General features: G+C 73.3%; 12 protein-coding genes. 4 read left to right on the forward strand and 8 right to left on the reverse strand.

Going from position 1 to position 13,578, the window contains the following annotated elements:
* The 3 genes from ACIP4X_RS18270 to ACIP4X_RS18280 form a co-directional block, all read left to right on the forward strand.
* Positions 1–561 (forward strand): GTP-binding protein (locus tag ACIP4X_RS18270; RefSeq protein ID WP_401349337.1); only part of this gene is annotated, 561 nt, incomplete at its 5' end.
* A 163-nt stretch (positions 562–724) separates the two neighbouring features.
* Positions 725–1,750, forward strand: a complete 1,026-nt coding sequence (locus ACIP4X_RS18275) for a permease (protein WP_358734343.1) — start codon at positions 725–727, stop codon at positions 1,748–1,750.
* Complete coding sequence (locus ACIP4X_RS18280) at positions 1,747–2,493, forward strand: TIGR03943 family putative permease subunit (protein ID WP_401349340.1); 747 nt, start codon at positions 1,747–1,749, stop codon at positions 2,491–2,493. Before ACIP4X_RS18275 ends, ACIP4X_RS18280 begins: the two co-directional genes overlap by 4 nt.
* A 16-nt stretch (positions 2,494–2,509) precedes the next feature.
* Here ACIP4X_RS18280 and rpsR read toward each other — a convergent pair whose 3' ends face one another.
* Positions 2,510–2,752, reverse strand: coding sequence for a 30S ribosomal protein S18 (rpsR, locus tag ACIP4X_RS18285; RefSeq protein ID WP_391455713.1), 243 nt, complete (start codon positions 2,750–2,752; stop codon positions 2,510–2,512).
* A 94-nt stretch (positions 2,753–2,846) separates the two neighbouring features.
* On the opposite strand from rpsR, the gene ACIP4X_RS18290 reads away from it, so the two are divergent.
* Positions 2,847–3,770 carry an NAD(P)/FAD-dependent oxidoreductase gene (locus tag ACIP4X_RS18290; RefSeq protein WP_358734339.1) on the forward strand — a complete coding sequence of 308 codons (924 nt, stop codon included), beginning with the start codon at positions 2,847–2,849 and terminating at the stop codon, positions 3,768–3,770.
* 45 nt (positions 3,771–3,815) lie between these two features.
* On the opposite strand, the gene ACIP4X_RS18295 is transcribed toward ACIP4X_RS18290, so the two are convergent.
* From ACIP4X_RS18295 to ACIP4X_RS18325, 7 genes are read right to left on the reverse strand one after another with little or no spacing between them, the layout of a single operon-like run.
* Complete coding sequence (locus tag ACIP4X_RS18295; protein ID WP_401349345.1) at positions 3,816–5,837, reverse strand: condensation domain-containing protein; 2,022 nt, start codon at positions 5,835–5,837, stop codon at positions 3,816–3,818.
* Positions 5,834–7,255: a methyltransferase gene (locus ACIP4X_RS18300; protein ID WP_401349348.1), complete on the reverse strand. Its 1,422-nt coding sequence runs from the start codon at positions 7,253–7,255 to the stop codon at positions 5,834–5,836. Before ACIP4X_RS18300 ends, ACIP4X_RS18295 begins: the two co-directional genes overlap by 4 nt.
* Entirely contained in the window at positions 7,252–8,634 is a 1,383-nt protein-coding gene (locus ACIP4X_RS18305) for a class I SAM-dependent methyltransferase (RefSeq protein ID WP_401349351.1), read from the reverse strand. Before ACIP4X_RS18305 ends, ACIP4X_RS18300 begins: the two co-directional genes overlap by 4 nt.
* A complete protein-coding gene (locus ACIP4X_RS18310; protein ID WP_401349354.1) occupies positions 8,612–10,186 on the reverse strand; it encodes an ABC transporter ATP-binding protein in 1,575 nt (524 codons plus the stop codon). The genes ACIP4X_RS18305 and ACIP4X_RS18310 overlap by 23 nt, the downstream gene beginning before the upstream one ends.
* On the reverse strand, positions 10,183–11,001 hold the full coding sequence (locus ACIP4X_RS18315) for an ABC transporter permease (protein WP_401349357.1): 819 nt from the start codon (positions 10,999–11,001) through the stop codon (positions 10,183–10,185). The genes ACIP4X_RS18310 and ACIP4X_RS18315 overlap by 4 nt, the downstream gene beginning before the upstream one ends.
* Complete coding sequence (locus ACIP4X_RS18320; RefSeq protein WP_401349360.1) at positions 11,001–11,984, reverse strand: ABC transporter permease; 984 nt, start codon at positions 11,982–11,984, stop codon at positions 11,001–11,003. The genes ACIP4X_RS18315 and ACIP4X_RS18320 overlap by 1 nt, the downstream gene beginning before the upstream one ends.
* Positions 11,981–13,546: an ABC transporter substrate-binding protein gene (locus ACIP4X_RS18325; RefSeq protein WP_358734326.1), complete on the reverse strand. Its 1,566-nt coding sequence runs from the start codon at positions 13,544–13,546 to the stop codon at positions 11,981–11,983. The genes ACIP4X_RS18320 and ACIP4X_RS18325 overlap by 4 nt, the downstream gene beginning before the upstream one ends.
* Positions 13,547–13,578: the final 32 nt, after the last annotated feature.

The following is a 13,578-nucleotide window of genomic DNA, read 5'->3' on the forward strand; positions in this document are numbered from 1 at the left end:
CTCAACCCTCTCGCCCGCGTCGTCCCGGCCGTCCACGGCCGCGTGAAGGCCGGCGACGTACTGGGCACCCGGCTGTTCGACCTGGAACGCGCCCAACAGGCCCCCGGCTGGGTGATGGAACTCAACGGCGACCACGTCCCCGAGACGGAGGAGTACGGGATCTCCTCGACCGTCTTCCGCGCCGAACCGCCCTTCCACCCCGGCCGGCTGTGGACGTTCGTGACCAAAGAACTCGACAGCGGCGCGTACGGGCAGATCCTGCGCTCCAAGGGGTTCTTCACGCTGGCCGGCCGCCCGCAGGTGACGGGCCTGTGGTCACAGGCCGGGTCCGTCGCACGTTTCGAACCCTCCGCCGCCCGTGACACCGACAGCCCCGACGGCCAGGAACTGGTCTTCATCGGCACGCACCTGCGTGCGGACGCACTGCACGCTGCACTGACCGACTGCCTCATGACCGACGGCGAAAGCCTGCCGCCCGTAGACCCGTTCCCCGCCTGGGACACCTACGGCATCGACGACACCTGCGAGCACGAGCATCCCGAACCCATGGCGGGCGTCTGAAGACCCCGGGTCGGGCGGCGAACGCAGCCACGGCGCCGCCCGACCCGGTACGGACACCGATCCGCCAGACCGCCAAGGCCCCACGAGCCCCGAAGAGACCGGCGCACAGCCTCCGTCGCTACTATGCGGCGCGTGCGTGGTGTCGTACGGCGAAGCGAGTGACGTGAGCGATCAGGAGTACATCGAGAGCCGGTACGGGTTCCTCGACACCGTCCGCCTCGCCGTCCGAACGCTCGTGCAGGTCGTCGTCGGCGGTGTCGCGCTCGCCACGATCGTCGCGGTCGCGCTGATCCTCGGCCCGGTGATCGCAGCCGACCTCTACACCCCACCCGTCGCCGCCTGGTGGACGGTGTTCACCGCCGTCGTCGTCCAGGGAGTTCCCTTCCTGCTGCTGGGCACGCTGGTCTCCGCCGCCATCGGCGCCTTCGTGCCCGAGCGCGTCTTCAGCCGGCTGCTGCCACGCAGGACGGCGCTCGCCGTGTCCGTCGCGGGGGCGGCCGGCGTCGTGCTGCCCGGGTGCGAGTGCGCGTCCGTACCGGTGGCCAGAAGCCTGATGCGGCGCGGGGTCGCCCCGGCCGCAGCGCTCGCGTTCCTGCTGTCCGCACCGGCGATCAACCCCGTGGTGCTGGTCGCCACGTCCATCGCCTTCCCCGGCCGGCCGCTGATGGTGGCCGCCCGGCTCGTCGCCTCCCTCGCCACCGCCGTCGTCATGGGGTGGCTGTGGGCCCGTTTCGGGCGTGAGGAGTGGCTGCGGCTGCCAACGGAGCGTATGAGGCCGCCCGGAACCTCGCGCGGGCGTGCCTTCGCGGCCGGGCTGCAGCACGACTTCCTGCATGCCGGGGGCTTCCTGGTGCTCGGCTCGGCCGCTGCGGCGACCTTCGACATCACCGTGCCGCGCTCGGTCCTGGACCTCTTCACCGGATCGCTCTGGCTGTCGGTTCTGCTGCTGGCGCTGCTCGCCGTGGCGCTGTGCGTATGCAGCGAGGCCGACGCGTTCGTTGCCGCGTCGCTGAGCGGGTTCTCTCCGATGGCACAGCTGGCGTTCATGGTGGTCGGGCCGATGGTCGACCTGAAGCTGATCGCGCTTCAGGCGGGCACGTTCGGCCGGGCCTTCACCATCCGCTTCTCGTCGGCGACCTGGGTGGTCGCCATGGTGAGCAGTGTGCTCGTGGGGTGGTGGCTGCTGTGAGGCGGTACGGGCAGGCCGTGCTGATGCTGCTGGTGGGCGCCGCCGTGCTGCGTATCTCGCTGTTCAGTGCCCTGTATCTGCGGTACGTGCAGTCCGGGCTGCGGCCGTACCTGATCGCGTCGGGGGCGCTGCTGGTGCTGCTGGGGGTGGCGGCGGGAGTGCGGGCCGCACGGGAGGTTCCCTACGAGGACGACGACAAGGACGAGGACGAGGCCGAGGACCGGCACGGGCACGGGCACACCCACACGACCGGCCCGCGCCTCGCCTGGCTGCTCACCCTTCCCGCCACCGCGCTGCTGCTCTTCCCGCCGCCCGCGCTCGGCTCCTACAGTGCGGACCGGGAGGACGCGCAGCACGCGGCCCAGGGCGTCGGAACGTTCACGCCACTGCCGTCCGGCGACCCGGTGGACCTGAGCGTCGCTGCCTTCACCTCCCGGGCGGTCTACGACAGCGATCGCTCGTTGAAGGGCCGTACGGTCCGGCTGACCGGCTTCGTCACTCACGGGGACGACGGCACGTGGTACATCACCCGGCTCCTGGTCTCATGCTGCGCAGCCGATGCGACCACGAGCAAGGTGGAGGTCCGCGGCGCGGACGCCCCGGCGACGGACACGTGGGTGACGGTCACGGGCATCTGGCACCCCAAGGGCAGGCTGGGCTCCTCGGCGGCCTGGCCCCCGCTGCTGGACGCGAAGGCGGTCAGACGGGTCGAGGAGCCGTCGGACCCGTACGAGCAGCGTTGACTCAACGCTGTCCCGGTTATCGGGAACTGTAGGGAAGGAGTGCCATCTCGCGTGCGTTCTTGACGGCCTGCGCCACCTGCCGCTGCTGCTGACGCGTCACGCGGGTCACCCGACGGCTGCGGATCTTCCCGCGGTCGGGGATGAACTTCCGCAGCAGGTCGGTGTCCTTGTAGTCGACGTACGTGATGCCGGCGGCGTCCAGCGGGTTGACGCGCTGTGGCTTGGTGGTCTGCCGCCGGGTGCTTGGGCGTCGGGGCATGGTGGGATCCTGCCTTCCCCACCGCCAGGCGGTAACTGAAAATGATAATTATTATCAGAGTTACAGTGGCGTACTACGGAGGAAGTGACAGACGATGTACGACGTGATCGTGGTCGGCGGGGGGCCTGCGGGTCTCAACGCCGCGCTGGTGTCAGGGCGTCAGCGCAGGCGGGTCCTCCTGCTGGACTCGGGCCGCCCGCGCAACGCTCCCGCGGCGCAGATGCACATGTTTCTCAGCCGTGACGGGTTCCCGCCCGCAGAACTGCGCCGCATAGGCCGGGAGCAGCTCAGCGCCTACCCGAACGTGGTCGTACGTGAGGCGACCGTCACGGCTGCCGTGTCCGAGCCGCCGGGGTTCGCCCTGACGCTGGCGGACGGCGCGGTGGAGCGGACCCGCAAACTGGTCCTCGCCACGGGGCAGGTCGACGAGCTCGACGAGCAAGTGGAAGGGCTGTCCGCGCTGTTCGGCCGGGGGGTGTACCACTGCCCGTTCTGCCACGGCTGGGAGACCAGCGGGATGAGCCTGGCCGTCCTCGGGCATGAACTGCCGCAGGTCATGCAGGCCCTGTACGTGGCCGACCGCTTCAGTGACGACGTGGTCGTGTGCACCAACGGGCACCCGGTGCCCGAACAGGCCGCGGGCAAGCTCGCCGATGCCGGTATCACCGTGGAGGAGACGGCCGTGACCCGGATCGAGGGCGAGGCAGGTGCACTCCGCCTGGTCCTCGCCGACGGCCGGGTCCTCGAACGACAAGGCGTGTACCATCGGGCGCCCACCCGCCAGCACTCCCTGCTGGCCCAGCAGTTGGGGTGCCGAATCCTGCCGGACGGCTGTGTGCGGGTGGACGAGTTCCAGCGCACGTCCGTGCCGGGTGTGTACGCGGCCGGGGACACCGCCCGTCTGGAGGCGTTGCCGGACGCCCTCACCTTCGTGATCACGGGGGCCGCCGACGGCGCCCGTGCCGCGGTCTGGCTGGACCAGGAACTCTTCCGCGAGGACGCCGGCCTGGGCGGCTGACCCCGGAGTGCGGCGGGGACGGCCTCCGCCCCCGCCGCACTCCACTCACCGTTCGTCCGGTTCCCGCAACGCGGCGGCGAGTCCCGCCACCGTCGGCTGCCGGAGGAAGCGGCGCGGTGTCACCCGTCCCAGTCCCTCCCGGGCGAGTGATGCGAGCATCCGCACGGCGAGCAGCGAGTCGCCGCCGAGCGCGAAGAAGTCGGCGGTGCGCTCGTCCACCGCACAGTCCAGCAGCTTCTGCCAGTGCGCGGCGACGGCCCGTTCCACCTCGTCCCGGGGCGGTCCCGGCTCCGCTCCGTCGGCCGCCGTCGCGGGTACGGACAGGCGTCGTCCGGGTGCCGGCCGGGTCGTCTCCGCCTGCTCACCGTCGACCGCCTCCGGCAGTTCGACCAGGGCGGACCAGCCGTCCGGCTCGACCAGCGACTTCACGGTGGCCATGAGATCGCCGAACATACGGTCGACGTCCTTGCCCGCGAACAGCTCCTCCACCAGCGAGAAGGCGACGACGAGTTCGCCACGCAGCTCGAACAGCCGGACCTCCAGGGCCACCTGAGGCGTCCGCAGCTGCTGGTGGTGGCTCGGCAGGTCGATCACTCCGAGCGGTCCGGCCTCCTGCGGCACCTCGCTGCCCAGCGCCGCGTCCACGCCCAGGGTCGACTGGAAGACGACTGGGGCCACCGGGCGGTGGGTGCCTCGCCGGCGGCCCAGTTCGCGGGAGACCTCCACCCCGGTGATCAGGTTGTGGGCGAGCGCGCCGCCGATCTCCCGCTGGGCCCGGGTGGCGAGGTCGGCGAAGACCGGGGCCGGCGGCAGGTCGACGGGCAGCAGCATGGTGGAGGAGAAGGCTCCCACCAGCCTGGACACGTCGGGATGGAGCGGGAGCCGGTTCAGCTGCAGGGTGTTGAGCAGGAAGCGGCGGTGGCCGCAGGCCCGGGCGACGGCCGCGGAGAAGGCGGCGAACATCGCCGCCGACGGGGTCACGCCGTGTTCGGTGCACAGACGGCGCAGCGCCGACCAGCACTGCGGGTCCAGCACCGCCTGCCGGGTGCCCATGAGGGCAGGGCGCACCTCCCCGGGGTCGGCCACCAGCGGCAGGGCCGGCGGCAGGGGGAAGCCGTCGAGCCGGTCCCACCACCAGTCGCGGTCCTGCTGCCACGCCTGCGTGCCGGGCAGGTCCCGCAGGGTCGTCACGTAGTCGCCGTAGTCGATGTCCAGGGGGGCAAGGACGGCGTTGTAGTCGGAGACCAGGGCGAAAAGATCGCGGTAGAAGACGCTGGAGGACCAGCCGTCGATGATGAGCAGGCTGGTGGAGGAGTGCAGCCGCGCGCGGTGGCCGGGCATCAGAGTCAGGCGCATGTCCAGGCCGCAACCCTGGGACGGGTCGGGGCCCTCGGTGCTCATCTCGTGCCGGATCTCGGCGAGCCGTGCGGCGGCCGTCTCCTCGTCGGCGTCGCGCAGGTCGGTGACCCGCAGCTGCGGTATCGCCTGCGGATCGTCCAGGGGCAGGATGTGCTGCCGGCCGTCGGGCAGGATCCGGGCCCGCAGGACGGCCTGGTGCTCGGCCAGTCTCTCCAGGGCGTCCTGCAGCGCTTCGGGGGCTTCGTCGGCGTCGATGTCCTCCAGCCCGATGTCCACGTAGTGGTGGGCGGAGCGGTAGGACAGCTCCCAGGCGTCCTGCTGGCCCACGAAGTAGCCCTGCTGGAGCGGCAGGAGCGGGAACGGGGCGTCCGGGTCCTCGCGTCGGCGCAGGTCCAGGGGCAGCGGGCGCAGCGCGCCGGTTGCGGAGCCGGTGCTGCGTTCGTGGACGAGCGCGGCGAGCTGCGCGGCACTCTGTTCGACGCGGACGTCCGCGAGGGCCAGCGGCGTGCCCAGCCGCTTGCGCAGCATCGCAGCCATGCGGACGGCCAGGACGGAGTCGCCTCCCAGACTCAGGAAGCTGGCATGGGCCGGTACGGCGGTGAGGTCGGTCTCCAGGGCGTCGGCCCAGACGGCGCGGACGGCGTCGACGAGATCGGCCGGGGCCGTCCGCGCGTCGGCGGTGAGGTCGGGGGCGGAGGAGGAGGTCAACGGGAAGCTCCAGTCGGGAGGGTGGTGCGGATGATGTCGTCCACGGCGTGGACCCGTGGGAGGGGAACGGCAGGTGGCAGCCGGTCGGCGAGCGCGGCGCGCACGCGGCCGGGGTCCGGTCTGCCGCCGTGGGCCCTGACACGACCTGCGATGACACGCTGGCCCGCGGCCGCGGCCAGGGGATGTCTTTCGTGCGGCAGGACGGGGAGCGGGTCGAAGCCCGCCGCGTCCAGTTGCCGCGTCCACTCATCGGCGGTGAGGAAGACCCGGTCCTGGTCGGCTCGCAGGTCCGTGAACCAGCCCTGCTCGTCGGGCGCGGGCGACATCAGCAGGTACATGGAGGTGAGCGCCTGGTAGTGCTCCCGGCACGACTCCACCAGGACCAGCAGTCCGTCGGGGGCCAGCAGCTCCCGCAGGGCCGCCAGGGACCGGCCGGCGTGCCGTGCGTTGTGCAGGACGTTCGCCGCCAGGACGACGTCCTGGGAGCCTGCCTCGAAGCCCTGCGGGAGCGGGTCGGCCTGGATGTCGAACAGGGCGTGCCGCAGTCCGGGGCGGTCGCCGAAGACGTCCTTGGCCGCCCGCAGGAAGAACGGGGAGACGTCCGTGAAGAGATAGTCGACGGGAGTGTCGCCGAGGGCTTCCAGGACAGTGCCGGTGGTGCCGCCCACTCCGGCTCCCGCTTCCAGGACGCGCAGAGGAGTCGGTGCCGTCGGTCGGCGGGTCTCTCGGGCGATCAGGGACGCAGCTGCGTGGTTGGCCCAGCGGCTGGGGACGCTGTCGCGGTAGTTGCCCTGCGCGGTGTTCGTCTCCCCCTCGGGGAAGAGCACCTCGTGCAGGGTCGCGCGGTCCTGGAGGAGCAGCGGCAGCCGTTCGGCCGCGGCCCGGAAGAAGCGGGTCATGGACGCCGGGTAGCCCAGGCCCCGGCAGGCGGCGTCCAGCTCGCGCAGCGCCCGGGCGTGGTCGCGGCGGTCGGGCACCTCCAGGGAGTGGTGGCGGCTCGTCGCCGCGTCCAGGTCGAGCCGGCCCTCGGCGGTCAGGGTGCGCAGCCAGCGCCGTACGATCCACGCGTGCCGGGGTGCGACCGCCAGGGCGTCGAGAACATCCCCGGTGCCGGGCCGGCCGCCGTCGCGGAACAGGCGGGTCCGGTCCAGCACCCGGCCCATTGTCAGCAGTGCCGTCTCGTCGAGCTGCCGCATCAGTGCCGGGAGAGCGGTCAGGTCGGTACCGCGTACGGCCGCGTCACCGTCGTCTGCGGCCCGGCTCGCGGCGCGGGCGTCGTCCTGGCCCGCGGATATCTCCCCCGTGGCCGGAGGCGGTCCTGCCACCAACAGGATGTCCTGCTCGTCGTCACCAAGGAGCTGCCAGTCCCTCACTCCTGGCAGCCCGGTGAGGGCGGCGTCGGTGAGCGCCTCGTTCACGAGTGGCCGTCCTCGATGCCGTCCACCACCGTGATCGCCGGCGGTGTCGCGTACGGCTCGGCTTGGCGCAGGTGGTCACGCAGCACTTCGGGCAGGCGGCGCCGTACGAACAGGGGGAACGGCTCGTGCGCGGCCGAGCCGGAAGGCACCGGGGCGTCCTCGGCCGCGGTGGGGGCGCAGTGCGCGGGTGCCGCCACGGCCAGCATGCGGGGGTCGGCGACGTCGAGCAGTACGGCGGCGTCCGCTCCGTCCAGGGCCTGGCGCAGGGCGTACGGGGTCACCGCTCCCGGCGCGTCGCGGAGCAGGGCGTTGGGGATGCCGTGGACGACGACGGGGCCGCCGTGGAGCGCGGTGCGCAGTGCTTCCCGGGTACTGCTCCCCCGGTGTTCGTCCCAGGACGTCCGGCGGACACGTTGAGCGCCTGGTCCGCCGGTGTGCGGGCCGACGTGCAGGACGACGTCGTAGCGGTAGCGGGTGAGTTCGGTGTCCTCGGCCATGGTGCGGGCGTGGACGCTCATGCGGACCGGCCGCGGCTGGCCGGCGGCCGCGGCGGCGACAGCCGCGGGGGTGAAGGACAGTTCCTCGTCCGCCTCGGCGGCGGCCGCGGCCCTGGCGGCGATCGTCGTGTCGTCCGCCTCGGGGTCGCGCGCCCGTTCCAGCCGACCGAAGTGGTCGAGCAGCAGGCCGGAGTGCCGGATGTCCCCCACGACCACGGTGCCGCCGTCCTGGACGGCGGACAGCGCCCCGTGCACAACGGCCGTCAGATAGGCCAGATCGGGGAAGCACTGGGTGACCGAGTTGAGCAGTACGCAGTCGGGGAGCACATCGGGACCGAAGATGGCGTCCATGGCGTCCCACACCTGGGAGGAGGCCGTCTCGTGGGCGGCGGCCCGGACGAACCCGGTGCGGGGCAGGCCCGCGGCGGTGAGGCGGTCCACCGCGACCTGGGCGACGTCGGTGCCCACGTACCCGTCCAGGCGCGGGTGCAGGCGGTGGGCGAGCAGGCCGGTGCCGCAGCCGAGTTCCAGCAGTCTGGTCGGGTTCTGGGACAGTACGAGGTCCACGGTGCGGTCCACCCAGTCACGCATGTGGGCCTCGGGCAGCGGCGCCCCGGTGTCGGAGGCCCGCCATCCGGACAGGTCCAGGTCGTCGGCGTGCCGACCCTCCCCCGTTTCGTACACCCATTCGTAGACTTCGGCCCATTGTTCGAGGTGCTCGCGCAGCAGGGGGCCCGGCTGGGGTGAGGCGGCCACCGCGCTCGGGTGCGGGACGACCAGGACGCCGCCGTCGGGTGCGGGGCGTGCCCGCGCAACCCAGGGGTGGGCGGCCAGCAGGTCCGCGATCCGGCCTGCGTGTTCAGCCGTGCTGTTGTCGGACACCGGGGTGCTCCGTTCGATCGTGGTGGGGATGGTCGGGGGCCACGGGCGACCCCGTGGTCAGGCGGCGCCCGGTCAGGTGCAGGACGCGATCGGCACGGGCGGCCGTGTCGGCGTCGTGGGTGACGGTCAGGACCGCCGGGCCGCTCCTGCGCAGCCGGTCCAGCAGGTCGAGGACGACGCGCGCCGATGCCGGGTCCAGGCCCGCGGTGGGCTCGTCGAGGAGCAGCACGTCGGGGCCGGCGGCGAGGGCCCGGGCGAGGACGACCCGACGGCGCTGGCCACCGGAGAGCGTCGACGGTCTGCGGTCGGACAGTTCGGCGGCGAGTCCCACGGCTTCGAGGAGTTCTCTCGCCCGTTCCCGCCCGGCGGTTCCGTTCATGCCGTGGAACACCTTCAGCGGCCGGGCCACCGACCGGCCGGCGGTGTGCGCCGGGTTGAGTTCCGTCACCGCGTCCTGTCCGGCCAGTTGGACGGCTCGCAGCATCCGCCGGCCACGCAGGCGGGTGGCCCAGGGCAGCGGGCGTCCGTGCAGCAGCAACTGTCCGCCGGCCGGTGGGCGGCGGCCTGCCAGGGCGTGCAGCAGGGTCGTCTTTCCGGTGCCCGACGCTCCCATGACGGCAAGCCAGCCGCCTGCCGGCAGTTCAAGGTCACTGGGGTCGAGCAGCGGTGTGCCGTCCGGGGTGAGCAGAGTCAGGCCGTGCGCCGACAGCACGGGGGACGGTGACGGGACGGTGGGGGGACGCGCAGGCGGGGACGGATGCCCGGTCACCGGGACCGGGGATTGGGTGGTCGGCCGGATCGGCTTCCGTACCGAACATGCCTGGGGTGCCGGGCCGGGGGCCGGCTGCGGGTCGGCGGCGAGCACCAGGGTCCGGTCGGCCAGTTCCGCGGCCAGCCGGGCCTCGTGCGTGACCAGGACGACGCCCCGGCCGGGAACACCTCGCCGGGAGCGCACCACTTCGGCGACCAGATCGGCCGTGGCGCGGTCCAGCGCCGAGGTCGGCTCGTCCAGTACCAGCAGTTCGGGGTCGGCACACAGGGCCCGGGCCAGGGCGACCCGCTGGGCCTGCCCTCCGGAGAGTTCCCCCGCGCGCAGGGAGGCGAGCCCGGGCGGAAGGCCCAGCTGGTGCATCAGGGCCTCGACCCGCTGTGCGCGGGCGGCGGCGTCGCCGGTGAACTCCTCGCCGATCAGCCGGTCCACCCGCCACAGGGGGTTCAAGGCCGCGCCGGGGTCCTGGCCCAGCACGCCGCACCGGACACGCCGCCACCGCCTGGCCGCCCGGCCCCGCGGTACCGTCGCCCCGCTCCAGCGCACTGTGCCGGCCGCGCGGTGCAGGCCGTCCGGAAGGACGTCGAGCAGGGCGCGCAGCAGGGTGGTCTTTCCCCCGCCGGATGGGCCGGTGACAGCCAGTACCTCCCCGGAGCCGACAGTCACGTCGACCGGTGACAGCATCGTCGCGCCGTCACGGGTGCGGCGGACGGTCAGCCCCTCGGCCGTCAGCAGGGGCGTACGGGCGGTTGCGTCCGACGCAGTGGGGACGTGCGCCGTCATACCGCCTCCCCCAGCCTGCGGGCGGCCGTCCGGGCGGCCGCGGCGAACACCCAGGCACAGCCCGCCAGGGGAACAGCCGGGGCCAGCAGTGCCAGGGGGTTGAGCGCGGCGCCGGGAAGATTCTCACTGAGCATCAGGGCCCAGTCAGGGGCCGGGGGTTGGGGTCCCAGACCGAGGACGGCGAGGGCGGCCGCGATCTGTAGTGCGGTGACCAGCCGGAGTCCGACGTCGGCTGCCACCAGGCGGCGCAGGGCGGGCAGCACCTCGTGGAGCAGGACGGCAGGTGTGCGCTCGCCCCGTGCGACGGCGGCGTGCACATGACCGCTGTCGCGCAGCTGCGCGCACTGGGTGGCGACGACCCGTGCGGTCAGCGGCGCACCCGCGAGCACCGCCGCCACCATGACCGCCGTGGCCCCGGGCAGCGCCGTGGCCAGCACCAGCGCCAGGAGGAGGGCGGGGACCGCAAGCAGCAGATCGCACAGGGCCCGCACGGCACGGGCGGTGCGGCCGCACGACCAGCCCGCGGCGAGGCCGAGGGCCGTGCCGCAGACGACGGCGGCGGTCGCGGCGAGCAGGGACACGGTCAGGAGCTGGGTGCCCCCGGCCAGGACCCGGGACAGCACGTCGCGTCCCAGGACGTCGGTGCCCAGCGGATGCCGTCCGCCGGGCGGCACCCAGGGCGCGGCGACCGTCCGCTCCGGCGGGTGGGGAGCGGCGTACCGGCCCAGCGGCACGCACACCAGCAGGACGACGGCCGCGGCCCCGGGCGCCGTACGGCGGGCGGCGGCCGGGAAGGACGGCACGGACCGGCCCATCACCCGCCCCCTCCCGCGGCTTCCGGCACGGGCCGCCCGGCATCCCGCGCGAGACCGGGCACCGTGGTGCGGCGGGCGGCCAGGTCGGCCAGGAGCATGCCCAGCAGCAGCACGGCGGCCGGCAGGAGGGCCGCGGCCTGGATGACGGGAACATCTCGCACCGCAACGGCCGACACCAGCAGCTGCCCGGTACCCGGATAGCCGAACACCGTCTCCGCCAGGGCGGTTCCGGCCATGAGGCCGCCGGCCAGCAGGGCCGTCACCTGAAGCGCCGGCGCGTACAGGAAGGGCAGGACGTGCCGGTACAGCACCAGCGGGGCGGGCAGGCCGCGCAGCCGCGCGTCGGCCACGTGGGGACGGCGCAGGACGTCGCCCATCGCCCCGCGCAGCAGGACGGTGGCGAACGCGGCCGAGGGCAGGGCCAGGGTGAGGGCGGGCAGCGCCAGGAGCCGCGGATCGGCCAGGGGCGAGGCGCCGGGCGGAAGCAGGGACACGGGAGGCAGCCAGCCCAGCAGCCCGGCCAGGACCGCGCCGAGCACCGCCGCGTAGACCGGCTGCGGCACGGCGGCCAGCCCGGTGGCGGCCGAGGCGCCCCGGCCGCCGCGCAGGTACGTGACGGACAGGGCCGCCACGGTCAGCAGCACGGTGCCGGCCAGCGCCACTGCGACCAGGACGGCGGTGGCGGGCAGCCGTTCCGCGAACAGCGCCGCCACCGGCCGGCCCCCCGCCAGCGAGTGTCCCAGGTCCCCCCGGATCACGCCGTACAGCCAGTCGAGGTAGCGCACCATGATGGGCTGGTCCAGCCCGAGCCGGTCGCGCTCCGCCGAGATGTCCTCCGCGGAGGCCCGGCCCGCCGCCCTCAGTTCCCCGGCGTCGCCGGGAAGCAGTTCGGTGGCCATGAAGACCACGGCCGTGACGGCGACGGCCAGGGCCGCGGCACGGCCGACCGGACGCAGGGCACGGCTGACAGTGCGCAGGGTCACTTGGCCATCCACACCTGGTCGATGAACATGCGCTGGAAGCCGGGTCCGTCGGGCAGTCCGCGCACGCCGGGCGCGGCGAGGTCCAGGCCGTCCCCGCTGCCCCAGACGACGTAGCCGCCGTCCTTCCACAGCTCACGCTGGATGCCCGAGAGCAGTTGCCTGCGCCGCGCCTCGTTCGCGGTGGACATGGCCCGGGCGAAGCCGCTGTCGAAGGTCTTGCTGCGCCAGGCCGTCTCGTTGGTCGGGGAATCGGACAGCAGCCCGACGCGGACGAGATCCGGGAAGGAGATGCCGCCGTAGTAGCCCGTGTAGAACGCCTTCTTGGCGTAGACGGCGGTCCAGTAGGTGTCGGCGGGCTCGACCTTCACCTCGGCGTGGACGCCGATGTCGGCAAGCTGCTGGGCGTAGAGGGTGGCCGCGGTGTCCATGCCGGGGTAGGAGGTGGTGGTGTGCAGGGTGACGGACAGTCCGTCGGCGTGGCCCGCTTCCGCCAGCAGCTTCCTGGCCCTCTCCACGTCACGCGCGCGCTGCGGCAGGTCCTTGGGGGCCGACGGGTCGTAGGGGGTGGGAAGGTCGTTGGCGACCTTGCCGTAGCCCAGGAACACGGTGTCGACCAGGGCCTTGCGGTCGGCCGCCAGGCGGAACGCCTCGCGGACCCTGGGATCGTCGAACGGTTTGGTGTCCAGGCGCATGATGAACGGGTACTCGGTGACCCCGTTCCGCCGGATCACCTCTGTCTTCGCCGAGGAGCCGGCGCTCTTGACCGCGGCGGGGCTTACGCTGCCGGCGACGTCGGCCTGTCCGGAGGCGACGGCGTTGGCCCGCGCCTGTGGGTCGGCGACGGCCTGGATCTCCATCCGGTCCAGGTGCGGTCGCTCGCCCCACCACTTGTCGTTGCGGACCAGGACGGTGGTCTGGGCGCTGGTCCGCTCCACCCGGTACGGACCCGAGCCGGTGACGGGGCGGGAGAAGTCCTTGGTGCCCTCGGGTACGACGAAGGTGACGGATTCCAGCGCCCGGGGCGCGTCGGCCATCGGGGCGCGCGTGGCCAGAACGACGGTGTACTCGCCGCGGGCCGTGGACTTCTCCATGTCGAAGTCGGCGAGCCGGCCGTAGTTCTCGGCGGCTTTGCTGCTGATACGCCGCAGGGAGTACAGCACGTCGGCGGCGCGTACCGGCGTGCCGTCGGTGAAGCGGGCGTCCTTGCGCAGGGTGAAGGTCCAGCGGGTCATGGCGTCGTTGGGCTTCCAGGACGTGGCGAGCCGCGGTCGGGTCCTGCCGTCCTCGCCGGGGACGGTGAGCACGTCGTACGTCAGGGCGAACCGCAGGACGTCGGACTCGTTGCCGAGACCGCCGTGCGGGTCGTCACTGGCGGTGGCGGGCGATCCGGCGAGGGCGTAGCGCAGGGTGCCGCCGTCGACCGGTGCGCCGGTGCCGGATGCCGGCGTGTCGGCGTCGGGTGCGTCGGAGCAGGCGCTCAGCAGCAGGGCGCCAATCGCCGTCAGGGCGGTGAGGGCGGATCTGCGGCGCAGGGTGGCACGGGGCGATGAGTGCTGGTGCATGGGTGCTTTCCACGAGAGCTTCGGATGTCGGG

This window comes from Streptomyces sp. NPDC088817, from assembly GCF_044750345.1.
Lineage (GTDB): Bacteria > Actinomycetota > Actinomycetes > Streptomycetales > Streptomycetaceae > Streptomyces.

What these genes read in the sequence shown, in the direction of transcription:
- rpsR (WP_391455713.1), bottom strand. Translation starts at nt 2,752, where the DNA reads ATGCCCCGACGCCCAAGCACCCGGCGGCAGACCACCAAGCCACAGCGC.
- ACIP4X_RS18290 (WP_358734339.1), top strand. Translation starts at nt 2,847, where the DNA reads ATGTACGACGTGATCGTGGTCGGCGGGGGGCCTGCGGGTCTCAACGCC.
- ACIP4X_RS18310 (WP_401349354.1), bottom strand. Translation starts at nt 10,186, where the DNA reads ATGACGGCGCACGTCCCCACTGCGTCGGACGCAACCGCCCGTACGCCC.
- ACIP4X_RS18315 (WP_401349357.1), bottom strand. Translation starts at nt 11,001, where the DNA reads ATGGGCCGGTCCGTGCCGTCCTTCCCGGCCGCCGCCCGCCGTACGGCG.
- ACIP4X_RS18325 (WP_358734326.1), bottom strand. Translation starts at nt 13,546, where the DNA reads ATGCACCAGCACTCATCGCCCCGTGCCACCCTGCGCCGCAGATCCGCC.